Origin of the sequence: Bacillus sp. Bvel1 (genome assembly GCF_014872755.1) — a bacterium.
Lineage (GTDB): Bacteria > Bacillota > Bacilli > Bacillales > Bacillaceae > Bacillus > Bacillus velezensis.
Genome location: NZ_JAAOBZ010000008.1, coordinates 769287 through 792295, shown reverse-complemented (window position 1 = coordinate 792295; position 23009 = coordinate 769287). Strand labels below are relative to the sequence as shown.

19 protein-coding genes, 1 pseudogene and 3 riboswitches are annotated in these 23009 nt (G+C 46.5%); of the genes and pseudogenes, 11 read left to right on the top strand and 9 right to left on the bottom strand.

Annotated elements, in window-relative coordinates; translation table 11 throughout:
- Window positions 1-5: 5 nt before the first annotated feature.
- A complete protein-coding gene (locus HAP68_RS18335; protein WP_128974149.1) occupies window positions 6-1256 on the bottom strand; it encodes an MFS transporter in 1251 nt (416 codons plus the stop codon).
- Between the two features lie 171 nt (window positions 1257-1427).
- On the opposite strand from HAP68_RS18335, the pseudogene licT reads away from it, so the two are divergent.
- Window positions 1428-2235, top strand: a pseudogene (gene licT, locus HAP68_RS18330) (BglG family transcription antiterminator LicT).
- 247 nt (window positions 2236-2482) lie between these two features.
- The gene (bglS, locus tag HAP68_RS18325) at window positions 2483-3214 is read left to right on the top strand and encodes a beta-glucanase (RefSeq protein WP_003150769.1); all 732 of its coding nucleotides are present in this window, start codon (window positions 2483-2485) and stop codon (window positions 3212-3214) included.
- 41 nt (window positions 3215-3255) lie between these two features.
- On the opposite strand, the gene citH is transcribed toward bglS, so the two are convergent.
- On the bottom strand, window positions 3256-4536 hold the full coding sequence (gene citH, locus HAP68_RS18320) for a citrate transporter CitH (RefSeq protein ID WP_024085972.1): 1281 nt from the start codon (window positions 4534-4536) through the stop codon (window positions 3256-3258).
- Between the two features lie 199 nt (window positions 4537-4735).
- On the opposite strand from citH, the gene HAP68_RS18315 reads away from it, so the two are divergent.
- From HAP68_RS18315 to HAP68_RS18305, 3 genes are all read left to right on the top strand, one after another.
- Window positions 4736-6787 carry a catalase gene (locus tag HAP68_RS18315; protein ID WP_024085971.1) on the top strand — a complete coding sequence of 684 codons (2052 nt, stop codon included), beginning with the start codon at window positions 4736-4738 and terminating at the stop codon, window positions 6785-6787.
- A 286-nt stretch (window positions 6788-7073) separates the two neighbouring features.
- Window positions 7074-7322: a hypothetical protein gene (locus HAP68_RS18310; RefSeq protein ID WP_046341506.1), complete on the top strand. Its 249-nt coding sequence runs from the start codon at window positions 7074-7076 to the stop codon at window positions 7320-7322.
- A 139-nt stretch (window positions 7323-7461) separates the two neighbouring features.
- Window positions 7462-8136 carry a DUF3298 and DUF4163 domain-containing protein gene (locus HAP68_RS18305; protein ID WP_003150773.1) on the top strand — a complete coding sequence of 225 codons (675 nt, stop codon included), beginning with the start codon at window positions 7462-7464 and terminating at the stop codon, window positions 8134-8136.
- 46 nt (window positions 8137-8182) lie between these two features.
- Here the strand turns inward: HAP68_RS18305 and HAP68_RS18300 are convergent, their stop codons facing one another.
- Window positions 8183-9376, bottom strand: coding sequence for a NupC/NupG family nucleoside CNT transporter (locus tag HAP68_RS18300; protein WP_003150774.1), 1194 nt, complete (start codon window positions 9374-9376; stop codon window positions 8183-8185).
- 139 nt (window positions 9377-9515) lie between these two features.
- A riboswitch (purine riboswitch) is annotated at window positions 9516-9616 on the bottom strand.
- Between the two features lie 362 nt (window positions 9617-9978).
- On the opposite strand from HAP68_RS18300, the gene HAP68_RS18295 reads away from it, so the two are divergent.
- Window positions 9979-10860: a methyltransferase domain-containing protein gene (locus HAP68_RS18295; protein WP_014306100.1), complete on the top strand. Its 882-nt coding sequence runs from the start codon at window positions 9979-9981 to the stop codon at window positions 10858-10860.
- A 32-nt stretch (window positions 10861-10892) separates the two neighbouring features.
- Here HAP68_RS18295 and HAP68_RS18290 read toward each other — a convergent pair whose 3' ends face one another.
- From HAP68_RS18290 to pepT, 4 genes are all read right to left on the bottom strand, one after another.
- Window positions 10893-12029, bottom strand: a complete 1137-nt coding sequence (locus HAP68_RS18290) for a 5-methyltetrahydropteroyltriglutamate--homocysteine S-methyltransferase (RefSeq protein ID WP_015387510.1) — start codon at window positions 12027-12029, stop codon at window positions 10893-10895.
- 78 nt (window positions 12030-12107) lie between these two features.
- Window positions 12108-12194, bottom strand: a riboswitch (SAM riboswitch).
- 84 nt (window positions 12195-12278) lie between these two features.
- Window positions 12279-12755, bottom strand: coding sequence for an LURP-one-related/scramblase family protein (locus tag HAP68_RS18285; protein ID WP_003150780.1), 477 nt, complete (start codon window positions 12753-12755; stop codon window positions 12279-12281).
- A 102-nt stretch (window positions 12756-12857) separates the two neighbouring features.
- Window positions 12858-13025 (bottom strand): hypothetical protein, encoded by a 168-nt coding sequence (locus tag HAP68_RS18280; protein ID WP_003150808.1) that lies wholly within the window; start codon window positions 13023-13025, stop codon window positions 12858-12860.
- A gap of 576 nt (window positions 13026-13601) precedes the next feature.
- A complete protein-coding gene (gene pepT, locus HAP68_RS18275; protein WP_003150810.1) occupies window positions 13602-14834 on the bottom strand; it encodes a peptidase T in 1233 nt (410 codons plus the stop codon).
- 210 nt (window positions 14835-15044) lie between these two features.
- Here pepT and galE point away from each other — a divergent pair, with 210 nt between their 5' ends.
- Window positions 15045-16061, top strand: coding sequence for a UDP-glucose 4-epimerase GalE (gene galE, locus HAP68_RS18270; RefSeq protein ID WP_024085969.1), 1017 nt, complete (start codon window positions 15045-15047; stop codon window positions 16059-16061).
- 46 nt (window positions 16062-16107) lie between these two features.
- On the opposite strand, the gene HAP68_RS18265 is transcribed toward galE, so the two are convergent.
- On the bottom strand, window positions 16108-16647 hold the full coding sequence (locus tag HAP68_RS18265; RefSeq protein WP_119834765.1) for a DUF4352 domain-containing protein: 540 nt from the start codon (window positions 16645-16647) through the stop codon (window positions 16108-16110).
- A 346-nt stretch (window positions 16648-16993) separates the two neighbouring features.
- A riboswitch (guanidine-I (ykkC/yxkD leader) is annotated at window positions 16994-17095 on the top strand.
- A 66-nt stretch (window positions 17096-17161) separates the two neighbouring features.
- Here HAP68_RS18265 and HAP68_RS18260 point away from each other — a divergent pair.
- The 4 genes from HAP68_RS18260 to HAP68_RS18245 all read left to right on the top strand — a co-directional run bounded on the left by HAP68_RS18260 (window position 17162) and on the right by HAP68_RS18245 (window position 21217).
- Entirely contained in the window at window positions 17162-17998 is an 837-nt protein-coding gene (locus HAP68_RS18260) for a YitT family protein (RefSeq protein WP_003150818.1), read from the top strand.
- A 165-nt stretch (window positions 17999-18163) separates the two neighbouring features.
- Window positions 18164-19057, top strand: coding sequence for a PucR family transcriptional regulator (locus HAP68_RS18255; protein ID WP_003150820.1), 894 nt, complete (start codon window positions 18164-18166; stop codon window positions 19055-19057).
- Window positions 19058-19174: 117 nt separating this feature from the next.
- Complete coding sequence (locus HAP68_RS18250) at window positions 19175-20275, top strand: ABC transporter ATP-binding protein (protein ID WP_014306096.1); 1101 nt, start codon at window positions 19175-19177, stop codon at window positions 20273-20275.
- Between the two features lie 99 nt (window positions 20276-20374).
- Entirely contained in the window at window positions 20375-21217 is an 843-nt protein-coding gene (locus HAP68_RS18245; RefSeq protein WP_003150825.1) for a polysaccharide deacetylase family protein, read from the top strand.
- Between the two features lie 35 nt (window positions 21218-21252).
- Here the strand turns inward: HAP68_RS18245 and cimH are convergent, their stop codons facing one another.
- Window positions 21253-22596, bottom strand: coding sequence for a citrate/malate transporter CimH (cimH, locus tag HAP68_RS18240; protein WP_024085968.1), 1344 nt, complete (start codon window positions 22594-22596; stop codon window positions 21253-21255).
- Window positions 22597-23009: the final 413 nt, after the last annotated feature.

Sequence of the window (23009 nt, the reverse complement as noted above, 5' to 3'; positions counted from 1 at the left end):
TTTTTTTACGCCGTTTCCTCAGGCACAAACGCAAGGATGGCAATGCCGATCACAAATAACAAAATCAGGCTGAACACGGCGGCTGACGAATTTCCGGTCAGCTGGGCGGTGACGGCAATTAAAAGCGGGCCGATAATCGAAGCGAACTTGCCGAAAATATTATAAAAGCCGAAAAACTCATTGGCGTTCTGTTTGGGGACAAGCTTGGCAAAGTAAGAGCGGCTCAGCGCCTGAATACCGCCTTGGGAAGTGGCGACAAGCATAGCCAAAACCCAGAAATCAAAAGCGGAATCCATAAAATAAGCATACGTGCAGACAATCATATACACGCCGATGCCGGCATAAAGCATTGTTTTTCCCTTAAACCGTTCGGCCAGCCGCCCGTACAAAATTGAAAAAGGGGCGGCGACGACCTGAGTGACAAATAAAACAATCAGCAGATTTGCCGCGCTGATACCGAGGTCAGCCCCGTATGACGTGGACATCGTAATGATGGTGCCGACCCCGTCGATGTAGAAGAAATAGGCGAGCAGAAACAAAAACAGCGCCCGGTGCTTCCTGATCTGCTTCAGCGTGCCGGCCAGCCGTATAAAACTGCTGATCACAAGCCGCGGCTCCCTCTCGATATAATAGCGCTGGCGGACGCGGAGAAGGAGCGGAATCGAAAACAGTCCCCACCATGCCGCCGTAATTAAAAAGGCAATGCGGCCCGCAGTCTGGGCGGACAGCGGAATCACCTCCGCTTGTGCTGACAGAATCACGGCAATGCTGAGGAGAAAAGGGATTGTACTGCCGATATAGCCCAGTCCAAACCCCCTGGCGGACACCATATTCATCCGCTCCTTTGCGGCCACATCAACGAGAAACGCATCATAAAACACATTAGATCCGGCAAAGCCGATCGTGGAAATCGTATAACAAATTAATAACAGCATCCAAGATTCGCCGGGAATCAAAGCCAGCGCGGCGGTGCCCGCCACACCGATCAGAAAAAAGAAGGCAAAAAACCGTTTCTTGCATCCTTTGTAGTCGGCAATCGTTCCTAAGACGGGGCTGAGCATCGCCAAAATAAAAGTCGCGGCGGCAATCGTATAGCCCAAATAAGCGGTGGAATCAGCTGCGCTGACGCCGTTTTCCGCCGCCGCCGCTTTAAAAAACAAGGGGAACACCGCCGTCATAATAATGACCGAATAAGCTGAATTGGCCCAATCATACAGCATCCAGCTGCTTTCTTCTTTCGAAAACCGTTTCATCACACACGCTCCTTCCCAAAAACCGGTTCTCTGCATTATATGCGCCTCTGCCTCATCGTTGGACAATGATTTCTGAACGGCGTTTTCTGATTGACCTGGAGATATTGGCCTGGTACAAAAGGGATGTACAATCAAGGTGTAGCAGGTAAATGGTCAGGCGGGAGGGAGACGGAATTGAAGATTGCGAAAGTCATTAATAATAATGTCGTCAGTGTGCTCATAGAAGGCAATCAGGAATTGGTCATCATGGGCCGGGGCATTGCTTTTCAAAAGAAAATGGGAGATCCTGTAGATGAAGCCCGCATTGAGAAAGTGTTCACCCTCGATAACAAAGATGTATCCGAAGTTCAAAACCCTTTTGTATGATATTCCGATCGAGTGTATGGAAGTATCCGAGAAGATTATCAGCTATGCGAAATTACAGCTTGGCAAAAAGCTCAACGACAGCATCTATGTGTCGCTGACCGACCATATTAACTTTGCCATTCAGCGCAATAAGAAAGGGCTGGATATCAAAAACGCCTTGCTGTGGGAAACGAAGCGGCTGTACAAAGACGAATTTGCAATCGGCAAACAAGCGTTGGCCATGGTGAAAAACAAGACTGGCGTGTCTCTGCCGGAGGATGAAGCAGGCTTTATTGCGCTGCATATTGTAAATGCCGAGCTGAATGAAGAGATGCCCAATATCATCAACATTACAAAAGTCATGCAAGAGATTTTGAGGATCGTAAAATACCATTTTAAGATTGAATTCAACGAAGAATCGCTTCACTATTATCGGTTTGTCACCCACTTAAAGTTTTTCGCGCAGCGTCTTTTTAACGGCACACATCGACTTTTTGCTGGAGAAAAATACCATCGGGCGTATGAATGCACGAAGAAAATCCAAACTTGCATTGAGAGGGCGTATGAGCACAAGCTCACCAGTGACGAGCTGCTGTATTTAACGATTCACATAGAAAGGGTAGTCAAACAAGCATAATGAAAGCGTTGGCATTATTGTTCTTGGATTCATTTTTTCTTACATTCACATATGATCTTGTTAGGATTGTTGCTGATAAGCATGCAAAACCTAAATTACAATGAGCGCGGATCATTTCTGTTTGTGCTGATGGTAATTTAGGTTTTTTTAAGATTCGTTATTATCATTATTCTGACCGATGTTCCCTTTTAACAGAATCATGTATGATCGATAAAGAAATTGCTCTCAAAGAAAGGGGAATGCCGACATGTTTTATCGTATGAAACGAGTGCTGCTCATTCTTGTCACTGGATTGTTTTTGAGTTTGTGTGCGATCACTTCTGCTGCATCAGCTCAAACAGGCGGATCGTTTTTTGAACCTTTTAACAGCTATAACTCCGGTTTCTGGCAAAAAGCAAATGGTTACTCCAATGGAGATATGTTTAACTGCACTTGGCGTGCAAATAACGTATCTGTGACGTCATCAGGTGAAATGCGTTTGGCGCTGACAAGCCCGTCTTATAACAAGTTTGACTGCGGGGAGAACCGCTCCGCTCAAACCTATGGCTATGGACTTTATGAAGTCAGAATGAAACCGGCTAAAAACACGGGGATCGTTTCATCGTTCTTCACTTATACAGGTCCAACGGATGGTACCCCTTGGGATGAGATTGATATCGAATTTTTAGGAAAAGACACGACAAAGGTTCAATTTAATTATTATACAAATGGCGCGGGAAACCATGAGAAGGTTGCGGATCTCGGATTTGACGCGGCCAATGCCTATCATACGTATGCGTTCGATTGGCAGCCGAACTCTATTAAATGGTATGTCGATGGGCAATTAAAACATACTGCGACAAGCCAAATCCCGACAACACCGGGAAAGATCATGATGAACTTGTGGAATGGGATAGGTGTCGATGACTGGCTCGGTTCCTACAATGGTGTAAATCCGCTATACGCTCATTATGACTGGGTACGCTATACAAAAAAATAATGTACAGAAAAGGATTTCCGCCAGCGGAAATCCTTTTTTAATTAAAACGAAATAATCCCAATCAAAAGCGCCGCAATGGTCATTACAATCGTTGTTCCCACGGCCCATTTAATAGTGAATTTTTGATGGTCGCCAAAGCTGACGCCTGCCATTCCGACCAATAGATAGGTGGAAGGCACAAGCGGGCTGAGCAGATGCACCGGCTGTCCCAGCAAGGAGGCCCTTCCGATTTCAGCGGCATCTATTCCGTAAGCGGAAGCGGCTTCGGCGATGATGGGAAGGACACCGAAGTAAAAGGCGTCATTCGACATGAAAAAGGTGAAAGGCATGCTGGCAATCGCCGTGATCAACGGCAGATGCGGACCCATGGCATCAGGGATGAGGGAAACGAGAGAATGCGCCATCGCATCGACCATTTTTGTGCCTGAGAGAATGCCTGTAAATATGCCTGCCGCAAACACCATTGAGACAACGTTTAACGCATTACCCGCATGCGCCGAAATCCGTTTCTGCTGCTCTTTGACATTTGGATAGTTGATCATCAAGGCGATGGCGAACGCGATCATAAAAAGAACAGGGATGGGAAGCAGGCTGGTGATCAGCGCGGCCATCAGAGCGACAGTCAGCAGCAGGTTAAACCACTGGAGAGCGGGACGCTTCAGCGGCGCCGCCTCCGGATCAGAAGACGGCGCGTGTTCAATCGAAATGATGCCGAGACGCTTCCGTTCTTTTTTTCCAAGGAGATAAGCAACGGCGATCACCCAGAGAACGCCGGCGATCATAGCGGGAATCAGCGGCGTAAAAACTTCTGACGTGTCCAATTTCAAGGAAGCCAAAACTCTCGCCGTCGGTCCGCCCCACGGAATAATATTCATGACGCCCGAACCGAGCATCGCAATCCCCGCCAGCACCAAACGGTTCATGCCGAGCCGTTTGTAAAGGGGCAGCATTGCCGCAATCGTAATCATATACGTTGTTGTCCCATCTCCGTCCAGCGAAATGGTCATCGTCAGAACCGCTGTGCCTACGGCGATTTTTAACGGATCTCCTTTGACAAACGATAAGATTTTGGCAATGAGAGGATCAAACAGGCCTGAGTCGATCATAATGCCGAAATACAGGATGGCGAATAACAGCATAATCCCGGTAGGAGCGAGGTCTGTAACACCCTGAATCATCATCCCGCCAAGATCTTTGCCAAATCCGCTGATCAGGGCAAACATAACAGGAACGACAATCAAAGCAATAAGTGCGGAAAGCCGGTTAGACATAATAAGGTACATAAAAACAATCATCATCACAAAACCGAGTATGGCAAGCATGATATGACCTCCCCTGTTCAACAGCTGTTTTGTAAGCGCTTTCACATTTTGTTTCTGTGAAAATGGCTTATTTCAAAATGTGTATGACCGCATACGTAAATACAGACCTAAAATCCTAATGAGCGGATCAGCAGTTTATTTGAAGAACGCCGCGGGTAAATGTGCTGTAGAATGTTTCGTTTTAGAAGGGGGAACTGACATGAGTGATGATCAAAACAAACGAGTAAATGAACACTCAAAGGACGAACAGCTGGAGCAGTACCGATCTGATAACAGCGGCAAAAAAATGACGACCAATCAGGGGCTTCGCGTGTCTCAGGATGAGCATTCTTTAAAAGCGGGCGTCCGCGGCCCCACGCTGATGGAGGATTTTCATTTTCGTGAAAAAATGACGCACTTTGACCACGAGCGGATTCCGGAACGGGTTGTTCATGCACGCGGGTACGGCGTTCATGGGCATTTTCAGGTGTACGAACCGATGACGGAATATACACGGGCGAAATTTTTGCAGGACCCGTCTGTCAAAACACCTGTTTTCGTCCGTTTCTCAACAGTGGCGGGCTCCAAGGGGTCAGCTGACACCGTCCGTGACGCCAGGGGATTTGCGACGAAGTTTTATACTGAAGAAGGGAACTATGACCTCGTCGGAAACAATATTCCGGTGTTCTTCATTCAGGACGCGATCAAATTCCCGGATCTCGTTCACGCCATAAAACCGGAACCGCACAATGAAATGCCGCAGGCTGCGACGGCTCATGATACGTTCTGGGATTTTGTCGCAAACAATCCTGAATCCGCGCACATGGTCATGTGGACGATGTCTGACCGCGGCATCCCGCGAAGCTATCGGATGATGGAGGGCTTCGGTGTGCATACGTTCCGTTTCGTCAACGAGAAAGGAAAAGCGCGCTTTGTCAAATTCCACTGGAAACCCGTGCTCGGCGTTCATTCCCTCGTATGGGATGAAGCGCAGAAAATTGCCGGGAAAGATCCCGATTTCAACCGCCGCGACCTGTGGGAAACGATTGAAAACGGCGACAAAGTCGAGTATGAGCTCGGTGTTCAGATGATTGACGAAGAAGATGAATTTAAGTTTGATTTCGATATCCTTGATCCGACGAAGCTGTGGCCGGAGGAGTTGGTTCCCGTCAAGCTGATCGGAAAAATGACCCTCGACCGCAATCAGGACAATGTCTTTGCGGAAACGGAACAGGTCGCCTTTCACCCGGGAAATGTCGTGCCGGGCATTGATTTCACCAATGATCCGCTTCTTCAAGGCCGGCTTTTCTCTTATACAGATACACAGCTCATCCGTCTTGGCGGGCCGAATTTTCACGAGATTCCGATCAATCGGCCGGTCTGCCCGTTCCATAACAACCAATACGACGGCTACCACCGGATGACGATTAATAAGGGCCCTGTCGCCTATCATAAAAATTCCCTGCAGAACAATGATCCGTCGCCGGCCTCAGAAGAAGAAGGCGGATACGTTCATTACCAGGAAAAAGTAGAAGGCAGAAAAATCCGCCAGCGCAGTGAGAGCTTCAATGACTATTTTTCTCAGGCCAAGATGTTCTGGAACAGCATGTCTCCCGCCGAGAAAGAACATATCATCTCCGCGTTCTGTTTTGAAGTCGGAAAAGTGAACAGCAAGGATGTGCAGCAGCAGGTGGTTGATGTCTTCAGTCACGTCGACGCCGGTCTTGCCGAGCGTGTTGCGAAAGGAATCGGGGTGAACCCGCCGCCGAAGGACCGTGAATCTGATGAAACGTTCACTTCCCCGGCCTTAAGCCAGGAAAACACGGTGAAGACGGCAGCGACAAGGCAGGTTGCGGTTTTAACCGACCACGGGTTTTCTGATGAGCAAGTCAAACAAGTGCTTGACGCATGCAAACAGGCGGGAGTCAGAGCCGATATCATCAGTCCTGTGCTTGGAACCGTTAAGGGAGAAAACGGCACGGAGCTCGAAGCGTCAGCCACGTTCCTGACAGCGGATTCCGTCCTGTACGACGCTGTTTTCATTCCGGGCGGAAAACAAAGCACAGACAGCCTCAAAGCCCAAAAATCGGCCAGAGACTTCGTCAACGAAGCTTTCAGCCATTACAAAGCGATCGGCGCCTCCGGTGAAGGAAAAGAACTTCTCGCCCTCGCCGCCGGAACCGAAAGCGGCCCCGGTCTTGTTCCGGACGGAAACCATGAACAATTTCTGAAAGCCGTGGCTGAGCATCGGCATTGGCACAGAAACATATAAGAATGAAAAAGCGCCTTTTTATGAGAGGGGCGCTTTTTTCTTGTGAAAGAATATTGGGAGAAAACGAAATTGCTTCCGTGCAAATCCGTACCTTCCGCTGTCCGGGACAGTCAGGGCATTGCATTATTTAAAGCAGGCGGGTTGATGAAATAATATGTTTCACCCTCTTTGGTTTACTTCCGCTCTGTGTTTGTGTATCTTAGGGGTAGATTTTCTGGAGGAGCGATTGATAGTGAAGCCGTTTACCGAAAAACAACTCGAAGAATATTACCGGCGTGACGAAAACATGATGATTTTGGTGTTTGCCCAATGGTGCGTCAATCATGACCTTGATCCGATGGCCATTTACAGCAAAGCTTACCCCGGACAGCCTTTAAACGAAGAGCTGCGAAAAACGGCTGAAGAGCTTGTCGTGCCGAAGGAGGAATCAGAACCGATTCCTGATCAAACCGTCATCGGCGTTTTGGAGATGTTCGGCAACTCCGATTTGGCGGAAGCCGTTTATGAAGCCATTGCGCAAAGACCTTCCCGGTAAAAGAGGCGTGGATTATCCATGTCTCTTTTTTCATGGAGAAAATGTGAAAGAAGGCCCAGAAACAATTTGCTGATCTGCGCTGTCTATAGAGTGTAAACCGTTTTCAAAAAGGGAACGGTAATGAAAAGGAGGAGTTGTGATGAAAAAGGCATTCAAAATGATGGCGGCCGTGCTCTTAACCGTGCTGACAGCCGCGCCGTTCGGAGGTTTCGCGCCTTCAGCAGAGGCCGCGCAAACCGCAAAGCCCGTCGTCAAAAGCCAGACGTATAAGCATGTAAAGCAGCTGACCTACCCCGAGGTCACAAATACGGGAAACGCATCATTTGAAAAGAAAATCAATCAGGACTTCAAACGCTATATTGAAAACTCGTACAAAGAATATGTAAAAAACAAAAAAGACGGTGAAAAACAAGGCTACAAAGCGGAATACCAGGCAGATTTCAAGGTGAAGTATAATCAAGGCGGCAAGCTCAGCATTCAGACGGAAAACTACAGTTACACAGGCGGCGCACACGGGCTGACAGCCGTTCAGACCTTTAATTACGACCTGGCCGCAAAAAAACGGGTCACGCTCAATGATGTGCTGAATACAAAAACGAAAGCCAACAAAACGAGAGACTATCTTTACGGCTACATTAAGAAACATAACGATCTGTTTGACCAGGACGTCAAAAAACAAGAGATCATCCTCAATAACGAAAGACCTTTCTTCTTTACGAAAAACGGCATTGCCGTTGTGTTCGGACAATATGATCTCGGACCGTACGCGGCAGGAATCCGGGACGTTTTCGTGCCTGCATCCGTCTATCAATAAAAAAAGCGATATCACTCCAAAACGGAGCGGTATCGCTTTTTTTCTTTTACCAGACAAACAATCCGACAATCGCCGCGCTCAATAAGGAAACGGCAATTCCGCTGACAAGCAGCTTCCAGACGTTTTTCCCGATGATGGCTGATTTTTCACCATCAAGCAGAGATTGATAAGATCCATAGATCATACCGATGGTGCTGAAGTTTGCAAATGATGTCAGGAATGTCGTAGCCACGGCAATCGTGTGCGGCGGAAGTGATTTCAGCTGCCCTTTCAGATCGGCCATTGCCACAAATTCATTCGTCGCGAGCTTGATGCCCATCAGCTGTGCGACATACATCGCGTCATGTACGCCTAATCCGAGAAGGAAGGCAAACGGACTGAAGATGTATGAGAAAATCTTTTGAATGGTCAAACCGTGCATGAACAGTCCGAGTACGCCGTTTAACGCAGCCGTTAACGCCACATATCCGATTACCATCGCTAAAATAACAATGACCATGTTCATGCCGACAAGCATACTGTTAGAAATCGTGGAGAAGAAGTCTTTTTTCTCCGCTTTTGAAGGAACGTAAATAATATCATCCTCTTTAGAAACGTCCACGGGATTCAGCATATTGGCGATTAAAAGCGCGTTTAAGCAATTCAGCGGGATGGCTGTAAACACATAAGTGGACGGAACCATCGTCAAGTACGATCCGATGATCGAACCGCTGATGCTGCTCATGCTCATCAGCCCGAATGTCAGAAGCCGATTGTTGCTGACGGCGGCAAGCTGCTGGCGGATGACGGCTAAAGCTTCCGTATTTCCTAAAAACATCATCTGGATGGAGAAAAAGCTCTCCAGCTTCGGCAGACGGGATATTTTAGAAATCAGCCAGCCGATTTTATCAATGAGCCACGGCAGAATACCGAAATATGACAGCATATCAAAGAAGGTCACGACGAAGATAATCGGCAGCAATGCGCTGAAGAAAAAATCAACCGTCGGGTTCGCCATGACAGACGGAAAGGCGAACGCAATCCCTTGACTGGCGCAGGAAATCAGCCATGTAAAGAACGCGCCGATCTTCCCGATGACAAAGCCGCCGACTTTTGTCCCTAACATAAACCAAGTAATCAGAAACTCAAAGACGAGGAGCATGACAATCGGACGCCATTTAATCTTCTTCTTGTTGGGAGAGCATAAGAAAACAACAGCCATGACAACAATGAGACCGACAATGTTCAATAAAAAGTACATGTGAGCAACTCCTATAAGGGTATTATGGAAATAAAAAAAGCTCTTATTCGTCACAAATTCCTGAAAGCCAGAAAGTGTGATAAATAAGAGCCAAAAGAAAAGAATAGACTGACAGCATCATATGCTTTTCACTCGTTCAAATTTATGCAAACTTTCTTGTAGTCTAGTCTTTTACGGCACTAGGTAGAAACAATCAGACCATATTACTGATCATATACAAGAATAACGATATTACATGAGATAGCAGTATTTTATCGTTTCAATTTTTGAAAATCAACCTTTTTAGATATTTTCAAAATAATAAATTTATATTATAAATAAAGAAAATAAAGGATGTTCACAAGTAATTGGATAATAAAGGTATAAAAGCCCCCGAAAAACAGTTCCGGTTCATTGTAAAGACGGGATGCAGCTGATAAAATGGATCTGAGGGCACCGCCTTCAAAAGACGGCAGAAAAGGGGTCATTTTCATGATCATTCAGTTCATTCGTTACAGATAATGAGAGGTATAGATAAATAGGTTAAACTTCCAATTTTGCGAGGTTTATTTGTCTATGCCTTTTTCATTTCATCGGAATAACGAATGAATGAGGTGTTTTTATTGACGTCTATAAAAAGAAAACGCGCGGAATTACTGCAATCATGCCAGTCCGTATTCAGGTGTCCGCTATGCAGTTCGGCCATGGCGGTCTCACAATACAAAAGCTTGATGTGCGGACACGGGCATACATTTGATATATCAAAGCAAGGATATGTGAATTTCCTCAATAAATCGGTCAAAACCCGCTATGACAGGCGGCTGTTCGAAGCGAGACGCGCTCTTTTTGACAGCCGGGAATTTTTTGTCCCGGTTCAAAAGGAGATCGCCGCCATCATCAGCCGCATTCAATCTCCGCAAACAACGGCGGCGATATTGGATGCGGGATGCGGAGAAGGTACTCATTTAGCCGCCGTATGCAAATGGCTTCAGCCCGCTTTTTCCGTGACGGGAATCGGCATTGATCTTTCGAAAGAAGGTGTGCTGCATGCCGCAAAGGCCTTCGGGGATCATTTGGTTTTTGCCGTTGCTGATGTGGCGGATGCGCCGTTTGCCGACAGCTGTTTTGATGTCGTGATGTCTGTTTTATCACCTTGGAATTACAAGGAATGCAGCAGGCTTTTACGAAAGGGCGGCACAGTCATTAAAGCGGTGCCGCGGCGTGATTATTTGAAGGAAGTAAGGGAATTCTTCTTCGGAGACAGTCCTCGGCGGAATGACACCGCCGATTCTGCGGCCGGACGATTCCAAGCGCGCTTTCAAACCTTTGAGCGCAAACGGCTGTGTTACACGAAGACCTTATCGCAGCCTGACCTCGAGCGGCTTGTGAAAATGACGCCCTTAACATGGAAATGTACTGATGAAAGCATCCGGCGGTTTATCAGCCGAAAAGCGGCGGATATTACGATAGATATCGATATTTTAATCGGAACCGGTCCTCTGTAAACAGAAAAGACACGCTGATCGCGTGTCTTTTTTTATTTCCAGACTTCACCGGCAATGCTGACGACATGGCGCAGTTTCGCCCATTGCTGTTCTTCTGTGATCAGGTTTCCTTCCTCAGTGGAGGCGAATCCGCATTGCGGGCTGAGGCAAAGCTGATCCAGGCTGACATATTGTGAAGCTTCTTCAATCCGGCGTTTAATCGCGTCCTTGTCTTCAAGTTCGCCATGTTTTGATGTAATCAATCCAAGCACAAGCTGAAGATCAGAGCGTTTGACATAGCGGAGCGGTTCAAAGCCGCCGGAGCGGGAATCATCATATTCCAGGAACAATCCGTCAAGGTCAAGCCCGTCAAAAATCGTTTCAGCCGCTGCATCATAGCCGCCTTCAGCCGTCCATGTGGATTGGAAGTTGCCGCGGCAGATATGCATCGTAACCTTCAGATCGTCAGGGCGGTCCTTGATCGCGTCATTAATGGAAGCGGCAAACAGCTTGCGCAGCTCATCCGGCGTTGTGCCGAAATCTTCAATCTGACGAAGCCCCGCTTCAGATAAGAAAACGGCCCATGCGGTGTCATCAAGCTGAAGGTAGCGGCACCCGGCGTCATAGAAAGCCTGAATCGCTTTTTTATACGCTTTTGACACATCGTGCTGAAATTGTTTGTAATCATTCTGGTAGGCCGCTTTTTCCAATTTTCCGCGGAAAAACAGCATATTCGGACTTGGGATGGTCATTTTCGGAACAGCATCGCCGGCAATGCTGTGCAGGAATTTATAATCTTCGAGCATCGGATGCTGAGAAAAATCAATATCTCCCGTTACTTTAATGCCGCGCGCTTTCGTCTGTACGTTGTGAAACTGAATGCCGCTTTCAGGCGTAAATGCCTCAACCCCGTCTAAATTTTCGAGAAAATCAAAATGCCACCAGGCACGGCGGAATTCGCCGTCAGTCACGACATTGAGGCCGGTTTCTTTCTGCTTTTCCACGCTGCGGATGATTTCTCTGTTTTCGATTTCGCGCAGCTGTTCTGCCGAAATCTCACCCGCCGCTCTTTGCAGGCGGGCTTGCTTCACAGCCGCCGGCCGCAGCAGACTTCCGACCTGATCCGCGCGAAACGGCGGGTTTTTTCTTAGAAGAGTATGCAATGGTTGTTCTGTGTTTTGCTGTGACATGAACGATTCCTTCTTTCCTGATGAAATATAAAAAAACTCTTCCCTCGGATAGGGAAGAGCTTGCGTCCGCAAATCTCAACCTTATCTTCAGGATTTAGCACCATTCTGCTGAACAGCGGTTGCCGGGTATCATAGGGCCAGTCCCTCCACCTCTCTTGATAAGGAAATATGCTATTTTTCAGAATAAACTGTAATACTCTTAATCTTAGTATGTTTTCTCATATTGTCAATATATTTCGATAAATATTTTTATTTGTCACCCTCAAATAGAATCATATCTATCACGATGGCGATGGCAAGACAAAGAGCAATATCCTCTTCCTTTTCAATCTGCAAATGATAGGAATCGCCCCAGCTCATCCATGATTTGGTGACGGTCATCCGGTTTGATTTTCCGTCTGTCACTTGAAAATTCCGGCCCCACACATCGCCGGTAAGATTCCAGCCGAGTCCGGAAATTTCAAATTTCGGTTTGAAAAACGTGACTTTCTTGATGACTTGGCAGACGGGTTTGCCGCTGACGGAAATCTCGTAACGGGGAACGAGCGACATCAGTTTCTGATTGACGCTGGCGAGCGTGCGGCCGTCCAAATCAGTCAGCTTCAGTTCATCACCGAATGAAAACAGCTTTCCTTCAACATTGTAGACTTCTTTTCCGCTTTCAAGAAACACTTGAAAACGATTCTTAAACGTAAACATTCGCTCTTTGATGTAAAAATGGTACATAAAAAAACTCCTTTTTTATGTTTTACGAAAAAAGGAGGCGGAAGGTTTCATATCGGCCGGGTGCATAAAAAAAGGCTGCCGATTTTGCGGCAGCTGTCGTTTTTATGATAGCGGCATCCGGCGTTTTTGACGGATCGCATTTAAATCAATGATGTTATTCGTGTCGGCAGCTGTCACCAGCGGGCTTGTCTTTGGCGTTTTCCGGCGGTTGTCCTTACTGAAAGAGAAAACAAGATACCCTGTCAAAGCAGCGAAAATAAGTAGCATCATTTTACATACCTCCCAAAAAAAGTTTTGGTATTATTATTGTACGAAAAAACAAACGAAAAGTATTCAAACAATTGTCACTTTTTTAAAAAATAACTTCATTTTCCGTAAAAATAACTATGGGTTGAAGAAATTTTGCTCTTGTTGTGGTTCTATAGATTGTATCGGCTGATGAATGATGATCGTTTATATAACTTTATTACTATTTTTTGTAAGTGTCTAATTAACTACTTCGGTGTTTTCGTTTGCCTTGTGTTATTCAGTACCCTAAAAAACCTTATGATATGCAAAATAACTGCTTCTAACAGATGACTGCGAGTTGACAGCGCTTTCTTTATTTTTTTAAAGAAAACGAGATGTTATCTTAAAAAAATCGTTTGAACATTTTCCGCAGTTTTTTAAAAGGGTTTGATTTTGTCTCCAGTACACGCGGGTCTTTTAAGGTTTTTTTCAATTCTTTCGCTACAGTCCCTCTTGCCATAGTCTTCACTCCTTCTTTCCATTTCATACCTTATATACGGAAAGAAAGAAGGAAAGGTTTCATGTGAAAGAAAAAAACCAAAGCAGGGGGCTTTGGTTTTAAGCGCGCTCTTCAAAGAGCCTGGCGATTTCAACAATGACGTTTACCGCCTTTTCCATATGATCGACGGAAATGTATTCATATTTTCCGTGGAAGTTTTGGCCGCCCGTGAAAATGTTCGGTGTCGGCAGTCCCATGTAAGAGAGCTGTGAGCCGTCGGTTCCGCCCCGGATCGGTTCGATAATCGGTTCGATGTCGAGGTTTTTCATGGCTTGATACGCGACATCGACTATCTCTTTGACCGGTTCGATTTTTTCTCTCATGTTGTAATATTGATCACGCAGTTCAAGCTTGATGCTTTCCTTGCCGTATTTGGCCGCCAGCGCATCGGCGGTTTTCTGCATATATTCTTTTCGTTCTGCGAAGCGGTCTCTGTCAAAATCTCTGATGATGTACGACAGGGCGGCTTCAGAAACGTCTCCGTCCATGGAAAGTAAATGATAGAAGCCTTCATACCCTTCCGTATATTCCGGCGCTTCTTCTTTCGGCAGCGCGTGATGAAATTCCATCGCGATTTTTGAAGCGTTGACCATTTTGTTTTTCGCCGTTCCCGGGTGGACGCTTTTTCCGTAACAAGTAAGCTTTGCGGCGGCTGCGTTAAAGCTTTCATATTGCAGTTCGCCGAGGGGGCCTCCGTCTATCGTGTAGGCGAACGCGGCGTTGAAGCGGCCGACATCGAATTTGTGAGGGCCTCTGCCGATTTCTTCATCAGGCGTGAACGCGACCCGGATCGTTCCGTGCTTGATGTCCGGATGTTTGATCAAGTATGCCATTGCCGTCATGATTTCGGCAATGCCCGCTTTGTTGTCGGCTCCGAGCAGCGTCGTGCCGTCTGTTGTAATCAGCGTCTGGCCTTTATAGCGGGAAAGTTCCGGGAATTGCTCAGGCGACAGGACGACATTGAGTTTGTCATTCAGAACGATATCATGACCGTCGTAGCTTTCAATAATCTGAGGATTCACATTTTTTCCGGTAAAATCGGTCGCGGTGTCCACGTGAGCCAGAAAACCGACAGTCGGCACGTCTTTATCCGTATTCGCCGGCAGAGTCGCCATGACGTACCCGTTGTCATCGACTGTAATTTCTGTCATGCCGATCGACTTTAATTCATCTGCCAGCATGTTGGCTAATGTCAGCTGGCCGGGGGTTGAAGGGCAGTTCTCATTGTTTTCGTCAGACTGTGTATCGACTTTTACGTAAGAGGTAAAGCGTTCAATGATTTCATTTTTCATACCGTCATCTCCTTTGTCTTATCTTACCATGCGCGGGGGAGGGATTTCTATTTCACAACCCGTTTGAATCGAGGGCTCTGTTTTTTACGCGAATGAAAATAAATTATGAAGAAACGATGACTAAACGATTAAACTTTTTGGAAATGGATGATTGAGGAAGAAAAAACCGATATAATATGGTCAATTCATTCAATAGGGGAGGCTTTCTTCATGGCGATTTTAGTGACAGGCGGAGCGGGTTATATCGGAAGCCACACATGTGTCGAGCTGTTAAACGGCGGCTATGACATCGTGGTTCTGGATAATCTGTCAAACAGTTCACCGGAAGCATTGGAGCGTGTGAAAGACATTACCGGAAAAGGGCTTGTGTTTTATGAAGCGGATCTCCTTGACCGTGACGCCGTTCACCGGGTGTTTGCTGAAAATGAGATTGAAGCCGTCATTCATTTTGCGGGATTAAAAGCCGTCGGTGAGTCTGTGGCTGTTCCGCTCCGTTATTATCATAATAATCTGACGGGAACGTTTATTTTATGTGAAGCCATGCAGGCACACGGTGTGAAAAAAATCGTCTTCAGTTCTTCAGCGACGGTTTACGGCGTTCCGGAAACAACGCCGATCACTGAGGATTTTCCTTTAAGCGCCACCAATCCTTACGGGCAGACAAAGCTGATGCTGGAACAGATTTTACGCGATCTGCATAATGCGGACTCTGAATGGAGCATTGCGCTGCTCCGCTACTTTAATCCGTTCGGCGCGCACCCGAGCGGCCGGATCGGAGAAGACCCGAACGGCATCCCGAATAATTTAATGCCGTACGTCGCACAAGTCGCTGTCGGCAAGCTTGAGCGATTGCAGGTGTTCGGCAATGATTATCCGACAAAGGACGGCACCGGCGTGCGGGATTACATCCATGTCGTTGACCTTGCCGAGGGCCATGTCAAAGCGCTCAAAAAGGTGCTGAACACAACGGGCGCCGACGCCTATAATCTCGGCACAGGAAGAGGCTACAGCGTTCTGGAGATGGTCAAGGCGTTTGAAAAAGTATCAGGAAAAGAAGTGCCGTACCGTTTTGCCGACCGACGCCCGGGAGACATCGCCGCATGCTTCGCAGACCCGGCAAAAGCGAAGGCTGAATTAGGCTGGGAAGCAAAGCGCGGGCTTGAAGAAATGTGCGCCGACTCTTGGAAGTGGCAGTCCTCCAATGTGAACGGGTACCAAAAGGTGTAAAAAGAAAGAGACCTTCAAATGATGAGGGTCTCTTTTGTTATGATGATTATTTAATTTTCACTTCAACATCGTTGCTGAACTTTAATTTCCAAGTGCCTTTAGAGTATGCGTTTTTATCCACTTCAAAAGCTTTTACGTCAGTCACTTTAATGTTCGGGTTCAAGTCACTTAAAATTTTACTGTTGTCTACTTTTGTTTCTGTTGCATAGCTTGAAGAAGCATCAATATCTGAATCATAAGATGTTCCTTTAGAATCTACTAATTTCGCTCTTGGAATGGAGAAAGAGCTTAACGGCTTGTTTGAAACATTTTTAACCGTGTATTGAACAGCTACGATAACGCCGCCGTCAGACGCTTTTTTCTCGACAAATTGAGAGCCTACTGAATCTCTTTTTTCCACTTTCGTAACAGTAACTTCAGTTTTCTCAGTCTTAACAGTGTCACCGATGTTATACAGTTTTTCTTTAGATTCCGCAGCTTTTGAAGACGCAGTTTTAGATGATGAAGAACCGCCTCCGCCGCCGATGTTTACGAGAATGATAATAACCACCACTGCCAGAAGCAATGTGATGATTTTATGTCTCATGAAAAAGTTTCTCTGATCTTTACCGCAGTTTGGACATTTTTTAACGCCTTTAGCGATTTCTTTGCCGCACGCCTTACAAGACACCAGGTTGCCTGCCATAATATTTCCTCCTATGTAAACTATTTCTTAAAAACTACATACTATAATGCCTGTAAAATAACCTATAGTCAATAATATTTTGAGAAAAAAAGTATTTTAATGATTTTTTAGTCATGTATTTTAAGGTCCTTTTTAGTATCGGCAGATCGTTCGCATTTTCCATAGGTTTATTGAAAAAAGAGTGGTTGAACATGTTCGTGATTTCCCGTATAATCTTGAAAGATAATATAAAAACTGAACATAAAAAACAGTGGTTTTCTAGGGTTCCGCAATGCTGAATTGGTCTGGACCGAGAGAAAACACACAGCAGGTTCCTGCTGTGACACGTTGGGATAAAAGCCCGGGAGTTTCTGCTCTTTTAATGAAGAGTGCTCTCCCGGGCTTTTTTGATTTTATAAAAAAGGGAGTGTCTGGGATGAAAAAGAGATTGCTGGATGTGCTGATGCTGATTATTGGAGCTTTTATCTTTGCTTTGGCCGTTAATTTATTCGCCATTCCGAATGATCTTGGAGAGGGCGGGGTAACGGGAATCACCCTGATCTTGTACTATGTGTTTGAATGGTCGCCCGGGGTGACGAATATCATTTTGAACGGGATTTTATTGATTATCGGATATAAATTTTTAGACGGAAAAACAACGCTTTATACGATCATTACCGTTGTCGCCAACTCACTGTTTCTGCATCTGACGCATGATTGGCACTCGCCTTCACATGAACTCATTATTAATACTATTTTTGCGGGTGTGTTTGCCGGTGTCGGAATCGGGATCATTATTCGAGTCGGTGGCACGACTGCGGGTTCTGCCATTTTGGCGAGGATTGCGAACAAATATCTCGATTGGAATATCAGCTATGCGCTTTTGTTCTTTGATCTGATTGTCGTCTTCAGTTCTTATTTCATCATCGGTGCGGAAAAAATGATGTTTACCATTGTTATGCTGTACATCGGAACGAAGGTGATGGACTTTATCATTGAAGGCCTGAATACGAAAAAAGCGGTGACAATTATATCTGAGCATAAGCACGAAATCGCTGAACAGGTCAACACGCTGATGGACAGAGGGGTTACGCTGCTGTCGGGTAAAGGAAATTACACGGGGCAGTCGAAGGAAATTTTATATATCGTCATCCAGAAACAAGAGCTTTCCATGCTCAAAAAAATTATTAAAAGCTGTGATACAAAAGCGTTTGTCATTGTTCATGATGTGCGTGATGTCTTTGGTGAAGGCTTCGTCGATATCTCTAAATAAAAAGGATCCCTCTGCCGGCGCGGAGGGTTTTTTTCTTATGCCGGCAGAAGCGGTTATATCCGTTTCCCGGGAAATAGCCTGAAAGCTGTTTCTTAAAACGAAGTGGATACAATCGGCCGGACGTTTTATACTGAAAATATGATAGAGCGATAGAAAGGAGCGCATATGAACCCGTTATTGGCAATTTACCCGAGGGCTGTGTTGTCTGATACGTGCTGTACGGCGGAGGATGTCTTTTGCTTTTATGATGAGAAAAGACGGGTCTATGTCGCCATTCCGAAGGAGGATATCACCCCGAAGGAGAAACTGCTTCTGGAATCATTTTTGACGCCCGCTGAAGAAAAAGGCGTTTTTTTTCCGGAGACGGCGGCAGCAAAGAGGTGGCGGCGTTTTCTGCTGGAAGAAGGTCCGGTGCCTGATGTCAAGGAGCCGCGTGTCCGTTTTATCCATTATGACTTATTGGGAGAACGGGACTGGGGGGCATTTACGGAAGCGCTGCGCCATTTCTGGCCGGTTTCATATACAGTTGTCCGGACGGGGAGGGATCATGGCGTGATTGTGGAGGAAGAAAAGCTGGAAGCGCCAGATTCGGATGACATCGCATCTTTTGTGAAGATTCTCGAAGGCGATTTTTATTTCAGTGTCCGTTTTTTCGTCGGAAGGTATTACTGCAAGGGGGAACGTCTGCGCCTTCATTATCAGAGAGAACAGCAATATTGTCAGATCGGCCGGCGTCATCTCCCGCAGCTGAGCACGCTGACCGCGGAAACGGTATTTCCGGCCATGCTCACGGAGGAAAGCAGAGAAAAGCTCTCAGCCTTGCTTCACGAAGAAGCGGCGCTGCTGTTTCAGAAAGAACCGGAGCTGAAGCATACGATTCAGACTTTTATTGAACATAACTCAAACATGTCGCTCACATCGAAAAAACTGCATTTGCACCGCAACAGTCTTCAATATCGGATTGATAAATTTGCGGAACGCTCAGGTATTGATATTAAGACATATCGGGGCGCCCTGCTGGCTTATTTCATTTGTCTGCAATATGAAAAATCACATTAAATGGGAAATGTGCACGAAGACAGCGGTCTTTTTTTATGAACATTGCCTATATCCGCCGCCGTCTGACGCTGTTACAATCCTATTTAAGAAAGCGTTTACAAATAAAGGGGGATATACATGGCGGAACTTCGGCTCGAGCATATTTATAAGTATTACGATCAAAAAGAAGCGGCTGTCGATGATTTTAACCTTCATATTAAAGATAAAGAGTTTATCGTGTTTGTCGGTCCGTCAGGTTGCGGCAAGTCGACAACTTTGCGGATGGTAGCCGGGCTGGAAGACATTACGAAGGGCGATTTCTATATCGGTGACACGAGAGTGAATGACATCGCTCCTAAAGACAGGGATATCGCCATGGTGTTTCAAAACTATGCGTTATATCCGCACATGACGGTCTATGATAATATCGCATTCGGTCTGAAGCTGAGGAAGATGCCGAAACCGGAGATTAAAAAACGTGTCGAAGAAGCGGCGAAAATGCTGGGGCTCACAGAGTATCTGCACCGCAAACCGAAGGCGCTCTCCGGCGGACAGCGTCAGCGGGTTGCATTAGGGCGGGCGATTGTCAGGGACGCCAAAGTGTTCTTAATGGATGAGCCGCTGTCAAATCTGGACGCAAAGCTTCGGGTGCAGATGCGGGCAGAAATTATTAAGCTCCACCAAAGGCTGCAAACAACCACAATCTATGTGACGCACGACCAAACAGAAGCACTGACGATGGCGACACGCATCGTAGTCATGAAGGACGGAAAAATTCAGCAGATCGGCACCCCGAAAGAAGTGTATGAACATCCTGAAAACGTATTTGTCGGCGGGTTCATCGGCTCCCCGGCGATGAACTTTTTCAAAGGAAAGCTGACGGACGGCGCCATTCAGATCGGTTCAGCCGCTCTCAGCGTGCCGGAAGGGAAAATGAAAATGCTCCGGGAAAAAGGGTATGCCGGCAAAGATATCATCTTCGGCATCCGCCCGGAAGACATACATGACGAGCTGATTGTGGTAGAATCTTATAAGAATTCATCCATCACAGCTAAAATCAATGTCGCGGAATTGCTCGGGTCAGAAATTATGGTTTATTCCCGGATCGGGGATCAGGATTTTATCGCCCGGATTGACGCCCGCCATGACATTCGTGCCGGTGAGGAATTGACCGTCGCTTTCGACATGAATAAGGCTCACTTTTTTGACAGTGAAACAGAAATCAGAATCCGCTCATAACGCAAAGCCGGACAGCTGGATGTCCGGCTTTTTTGATGTAACAATTTATAACGCATAACCGATATAAAAAGTAAATAGAAGACAGAAAGCAGGAAAACGATGAAACGCATGATCATGTGCATGTGCCTTTTGGCTGCCGTGTTTACACTTGCCGCCTGCTCAGGTCATGAGGCAAGCGCCGAACAAAGCATTCCGAAGGCAGAAGCGCACAGCGAAAAAAAGTCCGTAAAGAGGCAAATCAAAAAAGAGCCGGATACGTCCGCCTGGGTTCAAACGAAAGGGACGGCGAGACTGCCGATTCTGATGTATCACAGCATTTCAGAGGGAAACAGCCTGCGTGTGCCGAAGGAAGAATTCCGGCAGCATATGAAGTGGCTTCATGATCACGGCTATTATACGATGACTCCTGAAGAAGCCTATCTGATGCTGACGGAGGATAAGGAGCCGCGTGAAAAATGTGTTCTGATCACATTTGATGACGGCTATACAGACAATGTGAAAGCGGCCTATCCCATTTTAAAGAAATACAAGATGAAAGCGACAATCTTTATGATCGGAAACTTTATCGGGCATAAGAATCATCTGACTGAGAAGCAAATGAAGGAGATGGCCGCCCACGGCATTTCCATTCAGAGCCATACGATGAACCATCTCGAATTGAACGGGCTCACACCGCAGCAGCAGCGACGTGAAATGAAGGACTCTAAGCGTTTATTTGATCAAATGTTCGGGCAGCGGACGACTATGATCAGCTACCCTGTCGGACGATATAATAAAGAAACATTAAAAGCCGCCGCCTCGTCAGGCTACCGTATGGCGGTCACGACAGAGCCGGGAGCGGCGTCTAGAGATCAGGGGCTTTACGGGCTTCACCGCGTCCGTGTGTCGCCGGGCATGTCCGGCGCGGCATTCGGCTCTTATATTCAAAATGTGATGAAATAACAGAGCCTCCGCATATGCGGAGGCTTTTTTTCAGTTTAATAGAATTGATGAAGCAGCAGAAGGGTGACGCTCACGGTAATCGCTCCGCCGATTCTGGTCGACACTTGGGCGAACGGCATAAGCTCAAGCCGTTCAGCGGCGCTCAAGATCGCGACGTCGCCGGTGCCGCCCTGGCCGGAATGGCAGGCATTAATGACCGCCGTCTCAATCGGGTACAGATTCAGCCATTTTCCGGTCAGAAAACCGACGGCCATCATCGTGATGACGATTGATAAAATGGTAATGATGTTGCTGATCGTAAACGCCGCAATCAGTTTGTCCCACGGTGTCATTGAAACGCCGATCGCAAATAAGAGCGGATAGGTCACGGCTGTCGAGAAAAAGCGCGAGACGCCGAAGGCTCCGTTTTCAATCGAAGCCGGCGCCAGCCTGAACAGCTTAATGAGAACGGCAAGGACGAGCATCACGACTGGAGCCGGAAGCTGAAAGAAATCATGCGCCAGCATGCCGACCAAATAAAGGGAAACCGCTAAAATACCGCCCGAAGCGAAAAAGGACAAATCAAACGTTTTATCATCGGCCGGCTGTTCCAATGCGGGAGCGGAATGATCAGACTTATCAACCTTCCCGTTGCCCGTCCATTCCGGTTTGCGTTTCCCGATGACATTCAGCAAACCCGATAACATAATGGCGCACAGGCTGCCGAGCATGATGGACGGCAGCACAAGCGCAAAGGCGTCTCCCTGGGACATCGGCATAATATCGGAGTAGCCGATGGATAAAGGAATCGCGCCTTCACCGACACCCCCCGCCATAATCGGAACGACGATATAAAGCAGCGTGTGCTGAAAGCCGAGCCCGAGCAGCGTCCCGACGCATAAGCCGACGATGGCGGCCGCGATAGACCCGGCGATCAGCGGAATAAAAATCTTAACGAAAGCTTTGACGAGCGTCTCTCTTTTCATCCCGAGAATACTGCCGACGACGATACCGGCAATAAATAGATAGAGAAAGTTGGAGCTTTCCGTGAATTCTGTTGTTGAAGTAATAATGTCTTTCGGAAGCAGGTGGTAGTAGACGACAGCGGATGGAATAAAGGTTGCGAGAATCGCAGGGCCGCCGATGGACCGCACGATCGGAATGGATTTTCCGATCTGGCCGAAGGTAAATCCGAAAAAACTCATGACGGCAATTGATGTCAGAATGTCGCTTTTTACATCACGGCTCATGACAAACACCGTAATAAGCAAGAAAAGCAGGATATAGATAGGAAGAGGAATAATGCCGATTCTTATATTCATTGCTCTGGCAAACCAGTTATCATTCCGTTCCTGTTTTTGGATTGAATCCGTTTGCAATTTTGGTTGAAGTTCTCCCATGCTTGTTCCCCCAGTCGTTATGTAGTGAAAAAATATCCCCATTTAAAGTATACTAAAAAATTTAAATTGTTCATATATTATGAATTTACTAGAGGACATGCTTTCTTCACATTTTCTTTCTCAAAATGGCGATTTGGCGGGCTTTTTCACCGAGAAAAGCATTTTGTTCGCCACACGAATAAAAAAGAGGTACGATATCAAAGGGACAAATATCCTAGGTGCTGACATAAAATCTCTACAAATCCGACAATAATCAGTCACAATTTCAGCCTGATTTTAGGTATATTGATCTTTTTTTTTGGGCTGAATCGTTGTAAAGTAATGATATTGAATCATTTCTATGACAGCCGCTGTCCCCCAGGGTGTACAGGCTGATATTTCAATAGTTTTGACGAATTTGTGAAACATTGAGC